The 289-nt window shown below is 82.7% G+C and carries 1 protein-coding gene; it reads left to right on the top strand.

Annotated elements, in window-relative coordinates:
• Positions 1 to 107 precede the first annotated feature (107 nt).
• On the top strand, positions 108 to 289 hold a 182-nt coding region (locus AC1MIR_RS27850; protein WP_480031414.1), incomplete at its 3' end, for an SDR family NAD(P)-dependent oxidoreductase.

The following is a 289-nucleotide window of genomic DNA, read 5'->3' as shown; positions in this document are numbered from 1 at the left end:
GCCGCGAGGGGGGCGATAACCCCCCGGCGCCCCGGCGCGCCGCGTGCCCGGGGGGGGGGGGGTGGCCCCGCCCCCCCCGCCCCCTCCATGACCAGGAGGGACGTGCCGTGCAACTCGCCGGGAAGACCGTGCTCGTCACCGGGGCCTCGAAGGGCATCGGGGCGGAGATCGTGCGCGCCATCGGCGCGGCGGGGGCGGCCAAAGTCGCCCCATGCCGCCGCCCCCCGGCGGGCGCCCCGGCCCCGCGCGCGGGCCTGCCCCCCCCCCGCCCCCACCAACACAAGGCCCC

The sequence above is a fragment of the Falsiroseomonas sp. RANM36 genome, assembly GCF_056682175.1.
This window is presented reverse-complemented; position numbering and strand designations above follow the sequence as displayed.